Source organism: Curtobacterium sp. B8 (assembly GCF_000333315.1).
Classification (GTDB): Bacteria; Actinomycetota; Actinomycetes; order Actinomycetales; family Microbacteriaceae; genus Curtobacterium; species Curtobacterium luteum.
On the sequence record NZ_BACW01000033.1, the window covers coordinates 1 to 12,238 of the forward strand.

The 12,238-nt window shown below is 71.3% G+C and carries 12 protein-coding genes; 9 read left to right on the forward strand and 3 right to left on the reverse strand.

Going from position 1 to position 12,238, the window contains the following annotated elements; genetic code table 11:
* Window positions 1-530: 530 nt before the first annotated feature.
* The 4 genes from nusA (at window position 531) to rbfA (ending at window position 5,382) form a co-directional block, all read left to right on the forward strand.
* Complete coding sequence (nusA, locus tag I59_RS00970; protein WP_022902274.1) at window positions 531-1,526, forward strand: transcription termination factor NusA; 996 nt, start codon at window positions 531-533, stop codon at window positions 1,524-1,526.
* A 107-nt stretch (window positions 1,527-1,633) separates the two neighbouring features.
* The gene (locus tag I59_RS00975) at window positions 1,634-1,948 is read left to right on the forward strand and encodes a YlxR family protein (RefSeq protein ID WP_022902275.1); all 315 of its coding nucleotides are present in this window, start codon (window positions 1,634-1,636) and stop codon (window positions 1,946-1,948) included.
* 74 nt (window positions 1,949-2,022) lie between these two features.
* A complete protein-coding gene (infB, locus tag I59_RS00980; RefSeq protein WP_022902276.1) occupies window positions 2,023-4,860 on the forward strand; it encodes a translation initiation factor IF-2 in 2,838 nt (945 codons plus the stop codon).
* A 90-nt stretch (window positions 4,861-4,950) separates the two neighbouring features.
* Entirely contained in the window at window positions 4,951-5,382 is a 432-nt protein-coding gene (gene rbfA / locus I59_RS00985; RefSeq protein ID WP_022902277.1) for a 30S ribosome-binding factor RbfA, read from the forward strand.
* A 3-nt stretch (window positions 5,383-5,385) separates the two neighbouring features.
* Here rbfA and I59_RS00990 read toward each other — a convergent pair whose 3' ends face one another.
* Complete coding sequence (locus I59_RS00990) at window positions 5,386-6,252, reverse strand: A/G-specific adenine glycosylase (RefSeq protein WP_031272327.1); 867 nt, start codon at window positions 6,250-6,252, stop codon at window positions 5,386-5,388.
* 104 nt (window positions 6,253-6,356) lie between these two features.
* On the opposite strand from I59_RS00990, the gene I59_RS20520 reads away from it, so the two are divergent.
* The 5 genes from I59_RS20520 to I59_RS01015 are packed head-to-tail and all read left to right on the forward strand — an operon-like array spanning window position 6,357 to window position 9,643.
* Window positions 6,357-6,803, forward strand: coding sequence for a hypothetical protein (locus I59_RS20520; protein WP_022902279.1), 447 nt, complete (start codon window positions 6,357-6,359; stop codon window positions 6,801-6,803).
* Window positions 6,804-6,842: 39 nt separating this feature from the next.
* A complete protein-coding gene (truB, locus tag I59_RS01000; RefSeq protein ID WP_022902280.1) occupies window positions 6,843-7,778 on the forward strand; it encodes a tRNA pseudouridine(55) synthase TruB in 936 nt (311 codons plus the stop codon).
* 3 nt (window positions 7,779-7,781) lie between these two features.
* On the forward strand, window positions 7,782-8,147 hold the full coding sequence (locus I59_RS01005) for a hypothetical protein (RefSeq protein WP_022902281.1): 366 nt from the start codon (window positions 7,782-7,784) through the stop codon (window positions 8,145-8,147).
* 60 nt (window positions 8,148-8,207) lie between these two features.
* Window positions 8,208-8,672, forward strand: a complete 465-nt coding sequence (locus I59_RS01010) for a hypothetical protein (protein ID WP_022902282.1) — start codon at window positions 8,208-8,210, stop codon at window positions 8,670-8,672.
* Between the two features lie 8 nt (window positions 8,673-8,680).
* Window positions 8,681-9,643, forward strand: a complete 963-nt coding sequence (locus tag I59_RS01015; protein ID WP_022902283.1) for a bifunctional riboflavin kinase/FAD synthetase — start codon at window positions 8,681-8,683, stop codon at window positions 9,641-9,643.
* 271 nt (window positions 9,644-9,914) lie between these two features.
* Here I59_RS01015 and I59_RS01020 read toward each other — a convergent pair whose 3' ends face one another.
* Window positions 9,915-11,147, reverse strand: a complete 1,233-nt coding sequence (locus tag I59_RS01020; protein ID WP_022902284.1) for a DUF349 domain-containing protein — start codon at window positions 11,145-11,147, stop codon at window positions 9,915-9,917.
* Between the two features lie 113 nt (window positions 11,148-11,260).
* Window positions 11,261-12,073 (reverse strand): peptidylprolyl isomerase, encoded by an 813-nt coding sequence (locus tag I59_RS01025; protein ID WP_022902285.1) that lies wholly within the window; start codon window positions 12,071-12,073, stop codon window positions 11,261-11,263.
* Between the last annotated feature and the right edge of the window lie 165 nt (window positions 12,074-12,238).

Sequence of the window (12,238 nt, forward strand, 5' to 3'; positions counted from 1 at the left end):
CCCGTCCGTCGATCCACCAGTCAGTCGGTCGTCGGCGTCGACGTCGTCGTCGTCAGCAGCGGTCCGCGGGAGTTGCCGTGTGGTCAGGACGCGCCGCCTGCACGGCGCCGAGTGGTCATGATGGGTCGGTCTGGAGTCGCCGATGTGACCGTTGTTGACCGCCCCGCGGACGTGAGCGGGGTGTCGTGCCCACTCGGACGATGCCCGCTGTCGGTCGACCCACCCGCCAGTCGGTCGTCGGCGTCGTCGTCAGCAGCGGTCTGCGGGAGTTGCCGTGTGGTCAGGACGCGCCGCATGCACGGCGCCAGTGGTCATGATGGGTCGGTCTGGCGTCGCCGATGTGACCGTTGTTGCCCGCCCGGCGGACGTGAGCGGGGTGTCGTGACCACCTGGACCACGCCTCCCGGCGGTCGGTCCGACTGACGAACCATCGCACGGCCGGGCTCGCGAGCCGCAGTGGGGTACGCTGGTCGCCGACTTCCGCGACGTTCCACTGCGGAGGCGACTCAGCTGAATACGGAGGCACCTCGGTGAAGATCGATCTCGCAGTCCTGCGACTCATGGAGCGCGAGCGGGAGATCCCGTTCGAAGAACTCGTCCAGATCATCGAGCAGGCGATCCTGACGGCCTACCAGAAGCACCGCGCCGAGAACGACGAGCCCGTGGACGCCCAGGCGCGCGTGGAGCTCGACCGCAAGAGCGGTGAGGTCTCCGTCTACGTGCCCGAGCGCGACGAGGAGGGCACCGTCGTCGGCGAGTCGGTCGACCAGCCGAGCGACTTCGGCCGCATCGCGGCGTTCGCGGCGAAGCAGGTCATCAACCAGCGCCTCCGCGACATCGGTGACGACAAGATCCTCGGCCAGTTCCGCGGCAAGGAGGGCGACATCGTCGCCGGTGTCATCCAGCAGGGGCCGAACCCGCGCATGGTGCACGTCGACCTCGGCACCGTCGAGGCGATCCTGCCGCCGGAGGAGCAGGTCCCCGGCGAGGAGTACAAGCACGGCTCGCGCATCCGCGTGTACGTGACGAGCGTCGGTCGGGGTCCGAAGGGGCCGCAGATCACCGTGTCGCGCACGCACCCGGGTCTGGTGCGGAAGCTGTTCGCGCTCGAGGTCCCGGAGATCGCGTCCGGCGTCGTCGAGATCACGTCCCTCGCCCGCGAGGCCGGCCACCGCACGAAGCTCGCCGTCAAGGCGAACGAGTCCGGTGTCAACGCGAAGGGCGCCTGCATCGGCGAGCTCGGCGCGCGCGTGCGTGCCGTGACGACCGAGCTCGGTGCGGAGAAGATCGACATCGTCGACTGGTCCCCGGACCTCGCGACGTTCGTGGCCAGCGCGCTGTCGCCGGCGAAGGTGACGAGCGCGTTCGTGCTCGACGCCTCGACGAAGGCCGTGCGGGCGCTCGTGCCGGACTACCAGCTGTCGCTCGCGATCGGCAAGGAGGGGCAGAACGCCCGTCTCGCCGCGAAGCTCACGGGCGCGCGGATCGACATCCAGCCGGACTCGATCCTCGACGGGGACGAGTAAGCACGACCCGCGCAGCTGCGCCCCCGCGGCCCGCGTCGGCGGCGTTTCGCTGCCGGCGTGGCCGGACCGGGCGTGCCGGATCGCGTCCGTCCGAGGCAAGGAGTAAGGTGGAACCCGTCAGAACGTGCATCGGCAGTCGTCGTCGCGCGCCCCGATCCTCCCTCCTCCGTGTCGTCGCCCTGAGCGACGGGCGAGTCGTGGCGGATCCGAAGGCAGTCATGCCGGGCCGGGGAGCGTGGCTCACCCCGACCGTCGACGCCTACGAGCTGGCCGTCAAGCGACGGGCGTTCCGCCGGGCGCTTCGGCTGGATCGTGAACCCGACACGTCCTCGGTGCTCGAGTACCTGCAAGGCCGCACGGCCGAGCGGACATCCGAGCGCCCGGACACGACAGAACAGGCTGAATGGCTTATGGACAACTGATGAGCGGCTCGAAATGAGACCCGTCATCCAGTGAGTCCTGCCCCTTCACGGGGCAGGACCCGTGAAGGAGAACAGTGGCAAAACCACGCGTACACGAGATCGCATCCGAACTCGGTGTCGACAGCAAGACCGCAATGGAGAAGCTCAAGGAGCTCGGCGAGTTCGTCAAGGGCCCGAGCTCCAGTGTGGAACCCCCCGTCGCGCGCAAGCTCCGTGCTGCGCTGCAGGCGGCCGGCGCATCGTCGTCGGACAAGGCCGCCGGCGGCGCCGCTCCTGCGGCACGCGCCACGGCACCCAAGCCCGGTACCGCCGGCCCGAAGCCGGGCGGTGCCAAGCCGGGTCCGGCACGTCCCGCGGCGCCGACCCCCGCGCCCGAGCAGTCCGCTCCCGCCGCCCAAGCACCGTCCGACGTCCCGACGCCGGCCGCCCCGAAGTCGGTCGCGCAGCGGCAGGCCGAGGCCGAGGCCGCACGGAAGGCCGCCGCGGCCGAGAAGGCAGCGGCGGACGACACGTCGACCGACAAGGGCGGTGACGCCGTCAAGCCGGGGTCGCCGAAGCCCGCGGCCGCCGGTCCGAAGCCGGGTGGTCCGAAGCCGGGCGCCCGTCCGGGGAACAACCCCTACGCATCGAGCCAGGGCATGGGCTCCCGACCGCCGCGCCCCGGCAACAACCCGTACTCCCAGAACCAGGGCATGGGGCAGCGCCCCGCGGCCGGTCAGGGTGGCGGCAACGGCATCCCGCGTCCGGCTCCGCCGCGTCCGGGTGTCCCTCGTCCCGGTGCGCCGCGTCCGGGTGGTCCCGGTCAGTCCGGTCGTCCCAACGGCTTCGGGCAGCGCCCGGGCCAGGGTGCCGGCGGTCGTGGCGGTCCCGGTGGTCGTCCGGGTGGTGCCGGTGGTGCCGGTGGCGGCTTCCCGCGTCCGGCCTTCAGCGGCCCGCGTCCCGCCGGTGGCGGCGGCCGTGGTCGTGGCCCCGGTGGTGGGACCGCCGGTGCGTTCGGTCGCGGTGGCGGCAAGAGCCGTGCCCGCAAGTCGAAGCGGACGAAGCGCGCCGAGTACGAGATGCGGCAGGCGCCGTCGCTCGGCGGCGTGCAGGTCCCGCGCGGCGACGGCAGCACGGTCATCCGTCTGCGCCGTGGTGCGAGCATCTCGGACTTCGCGGACAAGATCGACGCGAGCCCCGGCAACCTCGTGACGGTGCTGTTCCACCTCGGTGAGATGGCGACCGCCACGGAGTCCTTGGACGAGGCCACGTTCGAGGTCCTCGGCGAGGAGCTCGGCTACAAGATCCAGATCGTGTCGCCCGAGGACGAGGACAAGGAGCTCCTCGAGGGCTTCGACATCGACCTCGAAGGCGAACTCGAGGACGAGGACGACTCGGTGCTGCAGCAGCGGCCCCCGGTGGTCACCGTCATGGGTCACGTCGACCACGGCAAGACCCGCCTCCTCGACGCGATCCGCAACTCGAAGGTCGTCGAGGGCGAGGCCGGTGGCATCACCCAGCACATCGGTGCCTACCAGATCGTCACCGAGCACGAGGGCGTCGAGCGTCCGATCACGTTCATCGACACCCCGGGTCACGAGGCGTTCACCGCCATGCGTGCCCGTGGTGCGCAGGTGACCGACATCGCGATCCTGGTGGTCGCGGCGGACGACGGCATCATGCCCCAGACGATCGAGGCGCTGAACCACGCCCAGTCGGCCGGTGTGCCGATCGTGGTCGCGGTGAACAAGATCGACAAGGAAGGCGCGAACCCGGCCAAGGTCCGCCAGCAGCTCACCGAGTACAACCTGGTGGCCGAGGAGTACGGCGGCGACGTCATGTTCGTCGACGTGTCGGCCCGCCAGAACATCGGCATCCAGGACCTCCTGGACGCGGTGCTGCTCACGGCCGACGCCGGTCTCGACCTGCGTGCGAACCCCGACAAGGACGCCCGCGGTGTGGCGATCGAAGCCCGACTCGACAAGGGTCGTGGTTCGGTGGCGACCGTGCTCATCCAGTCCGGCACGCTGCACGTCGGGGATGCCATCGTCGCCGGCACGGCCTACGGTCGCGTCCGTGCGATGACGGACGAGAACGGCGTCGCCGTCCAGGCTGCGACCCCGTCGCGTCCGGTCCAGGTGCAGGGTCTGTCGTCGGTGCCGCGCGCCGGTGACACGTTCCTCGTCACCGAGGAGGACCGCACGGCCCGTCAGATCGCTGAGAAGCGTGAAGCCGCCGAGCGCAACGCCCAGCTGGCCAAGGCCCGCAAGCGCATCTCGCTCGAGGACTTCACCCGTGCACTCGAAGAGGGCAAGGTCGACTCGCTCAACCTCATCATCAAGGGTGACGTCTCCGGTGCCGTCGAGGCACTCGAGCAGTCGCTCCTCGACATCGAGGTGGACGACAGCGTCCAGCTGCGCATCCTGCACCGCGGTGTGGGTGCGATCACGGAGTCGGACATCGACCTCGCGACGATCGACAACGCGATCGTCGTCGGCTTCAACGTCCGCCCGGACGTCAAGGCCCGCGAGCGTGCGGCGCGCGAAGGCATCGACGTGCGCTTCTACTCGGTCATCTACAACGCACTCGAGGACATCGAGCAGTCCCTCAAGGGCATGCTCAAGCCCGAGTACGAAGAGGTCCAGTCGGGCGTCGCGGAGATCCGCGAGGTGTTCCGTTCCTCCAAGTTCGGCAACATCGCCGGTGTCATCGTCCGCTCCGGCACGATCACCCGCAACGCCAAGGCGCGCGTCATCCGCGAGGGTGTCGTCATCGCCGACGGTCTGGCGATCGAGTCCCTGCGTCGCTTCAAGGACGACGTCACCGAGGTCCGCACGGACTTCGAGGCCGGTATCGGTCTGGGCAAGTACAACGACATCCAGATCGGTGACGAGATCGAGACGACCGAGCTCGTCGAGAAGCCGCGCGACTAGTCGCCTGGCTATCCTGGACCCCGCCGTTCCCCCAGGGGAGCGGCGGGGTCCACCCGTTCCACCAGAAGACACCTGCCCCAGGAGGCACTCATGGCTGACCCGCAGCGCGCCCGCAAGATGGCGGACCGCATCAAGGAGGTCGTCGCACGTCGGCTCGACAAGGGACTCCGCGATCCGCGCCTCGGCTTCGTGACGATCACCGACGTGCGCGTGACCGGGGACCTGCAGCACGCCTCGGTCTTCTACACCGTCTACGGGTCCGACGAGGAGCGCGCCGACTCGGCCGCCGCGCTCAAGGCCGCCACCGGGATGCTCCGGAGCGAGGTCGGCAAGAACATCACCGCACGGCTCACCCCGTCGCTCGAGTTCATCGCGGACGCGCTGCCGGAGACCTCGGCGCACATGGAGGACCTGCTCGCGCAGGCCCAGGTCCGCGACGCGCAGGTGCGTGCCGCCTCGGCGGGCGCGCAGTACGCCGGCGACGCCGACCCGTACAAGCACGACGAGGACGAGGAGGCATAGTCCTCACCCGATCGGGAGCGTGTACCCACCCGCATCGTCGCCGACGGCCAGTCCGTCGCGGAGGAGCGAGGCGAGTGCACGCTCCCGTTGTGCGTCGTCCGGCCAGACGAGGTCGATCTCGGACCGCGTGACGGGCACGTCGCTCGCGCGGAGTTCGGCCATGAGGAGCCCGCGCACCTGCCGGTCGCTCCCGGCGAACTTCGCCTGCTTCGGGGCCCGCGGCCCGTCGTGCTCCGGGTACCCGGCGGCGCGCCAGGCGCACCGGTCGGCGATCGGGCACGCGTCGCACGCGGGGGAGCGGGCGACGCACACGAGCGCCCCGAGCTCCATCACGGCGGCGTTCGTGGCCGCGGCGTCGTCGCGGTCCTCGGGCAGCACGGAATCCATCAGCGGCAGGTCCCGCTTCGCGTTCGCGGGGCCGGGCTCGCCCTGCCCGAGCAGGGCGCGAGCGAGGACGCGACGGACGTTGACGTCGACGACGGGGTGCCGGTCGCCGTAGGCGAACACGGCCACCGCCCGCGCGGTGTAGTCGCCGATCCCCGGCAACGCGAGCAGCGCGTCGACGTCGCGGGGCACGACGTTGTCGTGCTGCTCCGCGATCACGGTCGCCGCGGCGTGCAGCGCGAGCGCCCGTCTCGGGTAGCCGAGCCGGTCCCAGGCGCGGACCGCGTCGGACGGAGGCGACTGGGCGAGGTCGCGAGGGGTCGGCCACCGGGTGAGCCATGCCTCCAGGCGGGGGACCACGCGCGCGACCTGCGTCTGCTGCAGCATGATCTCGCTCACGAGCGTGCCCCACGCGGGGAAGCCGGGACGGCGCCACGGGAGGTCGCGCGCCTCCGCGCGGAACCACGCGGTGAGCGGGGTGGCGATGTCGGGGGCGTCCGCCTCGGCGGTGCCGTCCACACGTGGCGCGTTCTCCACAGGCGGCCTGGAGGCTCGACTCGCGTTCACCAGGACAGCCTACGGTGGGGTGCATGACACGCTGGGCACCCGAAGAGACCGACACCATGGCCGCGATCGCGGCGGAGGCGATCGCGCAGGTCGGCACGAACCGCACCGTCATCGGCGTCGACGGGCAGCCGGGCACCGATCTCGAGCGGGTCGCGGCAGCGCTCGTCGCCGGGTTCGAGCAGCACGGCGTGCAGGCGCTGGCCGCCGCGGCGCCCTCGGCGTCGGCGGACGAGCTGCGGTCCGGCGTCGTCGCGCCGTTCCGGTCCACTGGCGAGGGACCCGGGGTGCTGGTCGTCCACGGACACGGGCTCCTCGACCAGGGCGTGCGCGGCCTGTGGCGTTGGTCGCTCTGGGTGGAGCGCGAGCAGGGCCGGCTCGAGCGGCGAGCCGACGTGAAGATCGCCGCGTCGGCCGTGCTCGACGTCACCGACCCCGAGCACCCCCGTCGCGAGTGGAACGACGCCTGCTGAGCGCAGCCGGGGGATGAGGAGCGCTGGTAACCTCTCCGGGTGCTCGAATCGCCGCCGGACGGGATCCTCCTCGTCGACAAGCCGCAGGGGATCTCCAGTCACCGGGTCGTGTCGATCGCACGCCGTCGGCTCGGGATGAAGAAGATCGGCCACGCGGGCACACTCGACCCGATGGCGACCGGGCTGCTGTTGCTCGGTGCCGGACCGTCCACCCGGCTGCTGACCCACCTCGTCGGCCTCGGGAAGACCTACACCGCCACCGTCCGCCTCGGTGTGTCCACGGACTCGGACGACGCGGACGGCGATCCGGTCGCCGCGCCCGGGGTCGCCGGCGTTGACGTGTCGGACGTGGCCGTCGAGGCTGCCGTGGCTGCGCAGCGCGGCACGATCGACCAGGTGCCCTCGACCGTGAGCGCCATCAAGGTCGACGGTCGGCGCGCGTACGACCTCGCTCGCAAGGGCGAGGAGGTCGTGCTGAAGTCCCGCACGGTCACCGTGTCGCGCTTCGACGTGACCGGTCGCCAGGAGCACACGGTCACCGTCGACGGCGTCGACGTGCAGGTCGTCGACCTCGACGTCGTCGTGGCGTGTTCCTCGGGCACGTACGTCCGGGCGCTGGCCCGTGACGTCGGCGCAGCCCTCGGCACCGGCGCGCACCTGACCGCCCTGCGGCGCATCGACGTCGGGCCCTTCCACGTGGACGACGCCGTCGACATCGAGGACGACTCGGTCGACGTGCGGGCGGCGCTCCTCCGTCCCGCGGACGTCGCGCGCACCCTGTTCCCGACCGTCGCCCTCGACCCGGTGTCCGCGAAGGACCTCGCCGACGGCAAGCGCGTGCGGGCGGAGCACCCGGACCACGACGGTCCCGTCGCGGCCATCGCCGCCGGATCGGACCGGCTCGTCGGTCTCGTCTCGGTCCGCCGCGGACAGCTCCGCGTCATCACCAACTTCCCCACGCCGACGGGAGCCTGAGCCGTGATCGAGTGGTTCATGTGGGTCCAGCTCGTGCTCGCCGTGGTCGCGGGGCTGTTCGCCGTGGTGGTCGGACTCATCGGGTGGAAGCCGAACGACTACACCGTCGGCTCCCTCGTGCTCGTCGAGCTGCTGCTCATCGCGCAGGGGGTCATCTCGCTCGTGCTGCCTGCAGTCGGCAGTCCGCCGAAGGGCAACGCGCTCGAGTTCGGCGTGTACGCGGTCTCCGTGCTGCTCGTGCCGCCGGCGGCCGTCGTCTGGGCGCTCATCGACCGGACGCGGTGGAGCACCGTCGTGCTGGGCGCCGGCGCGTTCACCGTCGCCGTGATGGTCTACCGGATGTACCAGATCTGGTTCGCCCTGGTCTGATCCGGTGCGGCGCGACCGGCGGCGTCATCCGGGTCGGTGCTGGTCGGTAGAATCGGTGCAATGGCGACCAGATCCTCACTCGCGACCGGCGTCGGCCGAGTCCTCATCGCCGTCTACGGCATCCTCGCGCTGGCCGCGACGGGTCGAAGCGTCGTGCAGATCATCGAGAAGTTCTCCTTCGCGCCCTTCGCCTACACGCTCAGTGCCGTCGCCGCGGTCGTGTACATCGTCGCGATGATCGCGCTGATCGCTCCCGGCCGGGTCTGGTACCGCGTCGCCTGCGTCACCATCGGGTTCGAGATGGCCGGGGTGCTCGTCGTCGGGACGCTCTCGCTCCTCGACCACCAGCTGTTCCCCGACGACACCGTCTGGTCCTACTACGGGCTCGGCTACCTCTTCGCGCCGCTCGTCCTGCCGATCGCGGGCCTCTGGTGGCTCCGCAAGCACCACCGGACGGCCGCGCAGGCGACGCCCGCGGCCGACCACCGTTCGGACGCGACACCGACCGCCCCCGTGGGCGAGTAGGGACGGCCGTGCAGTACTACGACGACCTCGCCGACATGGCTCAGGGCTTCGGACCGAGCGCCGTGACCATCGGGAAGTTCGACGGCGTGCACGTCGGGCACCGCGCGGTGATTGCGCACCTCGAACAGTCGGCCCGGCAGCAGGGCCTCGTGTCGACCGTCGTCACGTTCGACCGGCATCCCCTGAGCGTCATCGACCCGGTGAAGACGCCCCCGGCGCTGACGAGCATCGCCCAGCGACGCGAACTCCTCGAGGACGTCGGCGTCGACGCGACCGTGCTGCTCCGCTTCGACCACGACCTCCAGTCGAAGGAACCCGAGGACTTCGTCTCCGAGATCCTCGTCGACACGCTGCACGCGCGCTACGTCTTCGTCGGCAGCGACTTCCGGTTCGGGCACCGCGGCGCCGGGGACGTCACCCTGCTCCGCAGCCTGGGGGAGCGTCTCGGCTTCACCGTCGAGCTCATCGACGACGTCGACCTGGTGGACGACGTCCGCCCCGCCGGCGAGCGTCGGGTGTCCTCGACGTGGATCCGTGAGCTGCTCGGCGACGGCCGTGTCGCCGAGGCCGCCCGGCTGCTCGGACGTGAGCATGCCGTCCGGAGCGTCGTCGTGCACGGCAACCAGCGCGGACGCGCGATGGGCTACCCCACCGCCAACCTCGACCCGCACTGCGAGGGCTTCGTCCCGGCCGACGGCGTCTACGCGGCCCGGGTGCTGCACGACGGCACGCTGTACCCTGCCGCGGTGTCGGTGGGCAACAACCCGACGTTCGACGGCGTCCCGGAGAAGCAGATCGAGGCGCACCTGCTCGACGTCGACATCGACCTCTACGGCGAGACGATCGCGGTGCTGTTCGTCTCGTACGTCCGCGGCATGGTGAAGTTCTCGTCGATGGACGAGCTCGCCGCGCAGATGCAGCAGGACGACCTCGACATCCGACTCCTGCTCGGGCTGCCCGCGCCGGTCTGACGTCGGCAGCTGCCGTCTCCCGCGGGCGCGAGACTCGGCCGTGCGCCCGCGAGACTCGGCCGGGCGGGCGCGAGACTCGGCCGGGCGCCCGCGAGACTCGGCCGTGGCGACACGTCTCGCGGCTCCGAACGCGAGAACTGTCGCGCAGCCCGAGTCTCGCCGCCGCGCACGCCGCGCGACACCCCCCCCCGGCGCCCCCGCCGCACCCGGCGCAGAACGCAGGACGCCCCGCGACCGACGTCGGTCGCGGGGCGTTCTGCGGTGCCAGGACTCAGCCGCCGAGCGCGTCGAGCCAGATCTTGCGGGCGTCGAGGGCCTCTTGCGCGTCCTTGATCTTCCGGGCGTCGCCCGACTCCTTGGCCGCGGCGAGCTCCGCCTCGAGCTTGCCGATCGCGTCCTCGAGCTGGCTCGCGAGACCGGTCTGACGGGCCTTGCGCTCCGGGTCGGACGCCTTCCAGTGCTGGTCCTCGAGGCTCCGCACGTGGTCCTCGATCTGGCGCAGACGGTCCTCGATGCGCCGGACGTCGCCGCGGGGCACCTTGCCGATCTCGTCCCACCGACGCTGGATGCCCGTGAGGGTCCGGCGAGCGGCGACCCGGTCGGTCTCCTGCAGGAGCGGCTCGGCCTCGGTCAGGAGCGCCTGCTTCGCGTCGAGGTTGGCAGCGAATTCCTCGTTCTCGACGGCCGCCTCGGCGTGGCGCTGCTCGAACAGGACGTCTCCGGCCGCCTTGAAACGTGCCCAGAGGGCGTCGTCATGGCGCTTGCCCGCGCGACCGGCGCGCTTCCAGTCGTCGAGCAGCTGCCGGTAGGTCGGGATCGCGTCGGAGCCGCGCGGTGCGAGCGCCTCGGCCTGGGCGACGAGGTCCTGCTTCCGGCTGCGGGCGTCGCGGTGCTGCGCGTCGAGCTCGGAGTAGAAGGCACGGCGGTGCTGGTCGACCGTCGAACGAGCGGCACGGAAGCGCTTCCACAGCTCGTTGGCCTCGTTCTTCGGGATCCGCGGACCGTCGTGCTGGTGCTGCTGCCAGCGGGCGAAGACGTCGTCGAGCTGTGCGGTGATCTGCTTCCACTGCGCACGCGCCGGGTCCACCGCGGCGAGTGCCTCGGCCTCCTCCACCAGTGCCGTCCGGTGCGCGAGGGCGTCCGTCAGCGCCTGCTGGGCCTGCTCGGCCTGCTCCTTGGTGAGCGAGCCGACCTGGTCGGAGAGCGCGGCGACGCGGTCCTCGAGCGACTTGATGTCACCCACGACCCGGGCGTCCGCCAGCTGCTCGCGGAGGTGCGCGACGGTCCGGGAGACGTCGTTCGCCGAGGCGCCGCGCTGCACGCGCTGCTCGGCGATCTTCACCTGGCCCTCGAGGTCGGCGTACTTCCGTGCGAAGTAGGCGAGGGCCTCGTCCGCCGTGGCGTCCGGGTACTCGCCGACGGCTCGCTCGCCGTCCTCGTACCGGACGTACACCGTCCCGTTCTCGTCGACCCGCCCCCAGGTCGTTGCTTCGTCAGATCCCACAGGTCTCGCCTCGATCGTGGTCGTGCATCGCCGACGTCCCCGTCGGCACGGTCAGGTCGTCAGCCTATTGCACGAAGACGCTGCCGGGACGGCCGGGGTCGACGGGTTGTGGACTACTGCTCCCGCTCGATGGTCGCGCCGGTGATCTTCGTCGCGACCTTCGGCTCGCCGGTGCCGTCGCTGCCGGCCTTCGCGATGCCCTTCGAGGTGATCTTCGACACGAGGGCGGACAGGCCGCTCGTGACCTTCCCGACGACCGTGTACCCGCCCGTCGAGGAGTCGAGTGTCGTGTCGCCGGTGACGATGAAGAACTGGGTCGACTGCGAGTACGGCGAGGAACTGCGGGCGATCGCGATCGTGCCCTTCGCGTACTCACCGTCGCTCGGCACGTTCTCGAGCGGGCCGTACTCGAACCCGGCGTCCCCGGTGCCGTCCCCGTTCGCCGAACCGCACTGGAGGAACTGCAGGCCCGTGCTGTCGGCGAGGCGGTGGCAGGTCGTGCCGTTGTAGAACTGCTCCTGGATGAGCTTGATCTCGACGCTGGTGGCCTGCGGGGCCTTCTGCCCGTCGAGCTCGATGCCGAGCCGGACGTCCTTGTTCAGCGTGAGCGTGCCCGTCCACGTCGAGTCCTTCGCGATGGACTTGCTCGGCACGTCCCCGGTGTTCCCGGCGGTCGCGCTCGGCGTCGGGGTCGACGTCGCGGTGGCGGTTGCGCTCGCGTCCGCCGTCCCCGAGCCCTGCGCGCCGGCGAAGGCGAGCTGCGAACCGGTGGCCAGCGCGGCGACCGCGACGAGGACGACCGTGCCGACGACGTTGTCCCGCACCCGGCGACGACGTTGCCGTTCGTGCAGTCCCTGGCGGGCCTGGTAGAGACGGAGGCGCTCGCGCGCCTCGCGGTTGTCACGCGCCTGGTTCTTCGGTGCCACGGTGCTGGTCGGACCTCTCGTCTCGAGTGTGCGACGAGCGTAGCGGACGGGCCCATGCACCGGCCTGGAGGCGCGGGGCGGGCCCGCACCGTGCCTCCCGTCCGGCGGTGGGTGCTGTCGGTGGTGACGCCTAGGCTGGGGGCATGGCGACGGACCGTTCGGGCA

Coding starts and splice junctions, on each gene's coding strand:
- I59_RS01010 (WP_022902282.1), top strand. CDS start 8,208: ATGGCGACCAGATCCTCACTCGCGACCGGCGTCGGCCGAGTCCTCATC.
- rbfA (WP_022902277.1), top strand. CDS start 4,951: ATGGCTGACCCGCAGCGCGCCCGCAAGATGGCGGACCGCATCAAGGAG.
- I59_RS20520 (WP_022902279.1), top strand. CDS start 6,357: ATGACACGCTGGGCACCCGAAGAGACCGACACCATGGCCGCGATCGCG.